This is a genomic window from Porphyromonas sp. CAG:1061 (genome assembly GCF_000435035.1).
GTDB classification, from domain to species: Bacteria; Bacteroidota; Bacteroidia; order Bacteroidales; family Porphyromonadaceae; genus Porphyromonas_A; species Porphyromonas_A somerae.
In genome coordinates this window covers 4,646-7,319 of the sequence record NZ_HF988937.1, presented here as the reverse complement: position 1 = coordinate 7,319, position 2,674 = coordinate 4,646, and the positions used below count along the sequence as shown (strand labels likewise).

At 47.0% G+C, this 2,674-nt stretch carries 2 protein-coding genes; both read left to right on the top strand.

From position 1 onward, the window contains the following. Positions 1–1,685 (top strand): family 20 glycosylhydrolase (locus QVO39_RS07305; RefSeq protein ID WP_288171911.1); only part of this gene is annotated, 1,685 nt, incomplete at its 5' end. A gap of 219 nt (positions 1,686–1,904) precedes the next feature. Then, on the top strand, positions 1,905–2,674 hold a 770-nt coding region (locus tag QVO39_RS07300), incomplete at its 3' end, for a Clp protease N-terminal domain-containing protein (RefSeq protein ID WP_288171910.1).

Below are 2,674 nucleotides of genomic sequence, written 5' to 3'. Positions count from 1 at the left end.
GAATAGAGATCAAGAATCACCCCGAACTAACCGAGAAGACCGCCTATCGTACCGAGAGTGATTGGCAGAAGTGGTGGATTGAGAAGGATCGCCGCTACTGCAGTAAGGATACTCCTGGAGCCTATGGTGGCTATTACACTCAAGAGGAGGCAAGAGAGATTGAGGCCTACGCGGCAGAGCGTGGTATCACAGTGATCCCTGAAATCGAGATCCCTGGACACAGCGAAGAGGTACTTGCTGCTTTTCCACAGCTTAGCTGTAGTGGTAAAGCCCTACCCTACGAGAGCGACTTCTGCATAGGTAATGAGGAGAGCTACACCTTCTTGGAAGTAGTTCTGAGTGAGATCATGGATATATTCCCCTCCGAGTACATCCATATAGGTGGTGACGAGGCAGGCAAACAGGCATGGGGCACTTGTAGCCGTTGCAAGAAGCTGATGCGTGAGATGGGCTATAAGCATATTGACCAGCTCCAAAGCCATATGATACATGCCATGGAAGAGTATCTGAATGACAATGGTCGGCAGATCATTGGCTGGGATGAAATTCTAGAAGGTGGCTTGGCACCTAATGCCACTGTGATGAGCTGGAGAGGTGAAGCAGGTGGCATCGAGGCAGCCAAAGCAAAGCACAAAGTGATTATGACCCCCAATTCACATCTCTACCTAGATTACTATCAGGAAGACCCAACGCAATCGGAGAAGAAGCAGATTGGAGGATATCTCCCATTGGAGAAGGTATATAGCTACGACCCACTCCCCAAGGAGCTCACAACGGAAGAACAGTCCTATATATATGGAGTGCAAGCCAATCTTTGGACTGAGTATGTGATGGATGAAAACCATGCTGCCTATATGCTATTCCCGAGAATACTAGCACTCTCGGAGGTGGCGTGGACAGATCCTGAGTACAAGAGCTGGGAAAGCTTCCGAAAAAGAGTCAATACCCATGTTCCGCAACTAATAAAGAGAGGAATTAATAGCTACCCACTCTCTACCTACCTCAATATCTCACATACCATAGACTATGACAAGAGAGCCTTTGAGGTGCAGATGACTACGGAGCTATATCCCTACGAGATTCACTACCGGACGGATGGTCAAGTACCTACTACTGAAGACCCTACTTACACAGAAGGTGAGACCATCACACTCCGTGATAGTGCCACACTGGTTGCAGGCGTATTCAGAGATGGCAAGCTACTTGGCAAGCCTACTACACAGCGATTTGACTACCATAAGGGTATTGGGCACACAGTGAAATGGCTTACCCCACTCGGCGGTGGCTATTCCGCAGGTGGTGTAGAGACCGCCCTACTTGATGGACTTCGTGGCAGTATCACCTATATGGATGGCAGATGGCTCGGCAATGTTGCTTCTCAGAGTACCATAGGCGTCATTGACCTTGGTGAACCTACTGAAATCAATTCTGTCAGCACTAAGTGTATGCACGATATTGACCCATGGGTACACATGCCAGAGTGGGTAGAGCTCTCTACCTCTATGGATGGCAAGCAGTACGAAGTGGTGGATAGGATTATGTCACAGACCGACCCAAAAGATACTCGCCTGCGCTTTGAGACTTTTAGATTTACCCCAAATACTACAGCTCGTTACCTCAAGATAGAGTACCACTTGCCTATCAAAGATAAGTTCTTATTCACCGATGAGATTGTCATTTGGTAACGATACTGACTTACATCTCTGACAAATTTTGAGCGAGAGTGGTAGGAATTGACCTACCACTCTCTTTTTTGTCACAGCCTACAGACAATAGTATCATTGCTCTATTACATATTGTCCGCCAGCCACCATTGGCTGGAATTTTTTATAACCCCAGCCACCATTGGCTGGAATTTTGTATAATACTATATGTAAAAACGATAATAAATAGCATAAGAATATATGAATTGGGAAAAATATACAATTAAGTCGCAGGAGATAATTCAAGCGACAATACAAAGTGCCAAAGAGTTAGGACAGCAGGCGATTGAGCCACTACACCTACTACAGGCACTGCTCAATGGCGGTGGTCATTTGATAGAGAAGAGCATCCCAGAGGCAGGAGGCGATCTTCAGAGGCTTCGTGCCAACGTAGATGAAGCGGTAAGGAAGCTTCCACGCGTGGAAGGGGGCGAGCCCTATCTATCTAACGATACCGTCAAACTACTACAGAGTGCTGAAAAGATATCTGGTGAGATGGGCGATAAGTTTGTCGCTATAGAGCACCTACTTTTGGCACTATTACAAGAGGAGAATACCGCTAGCCGATTACTAAAAGCTAGTGGAGTAAATGAAAAGAGATTAAAGGAAAGCATTATGAATATAAGAAACGGAGCAAAAGCAGATAACCCTAGTGCCGACAATACCTACGACGCACTTGGTCAGTATGCCATCAACCTTTGCGAACAAGCGAGGAGTGGCAAGCTTGACCCCGTCATAGGGCGTGATGATGAGATCCGCCGTGTGTTGCAGATATTGAGTAGGCGAACTAAAAACAATCCTATCCTGATAGGTGAACCAGGAGTAGGAAAAACCGCTATTGCCGAAGGGTTGGCAAGGCGTATCGTGCGTGGTGACGTGCCAGAGAACCTTAAGAGCAAGCAGATATTTTCGCTCGATATGGGTGCTCTGGTGGCAGGAGCTAAGTACAAGGGTGAGTTTGAGGAGCGCTT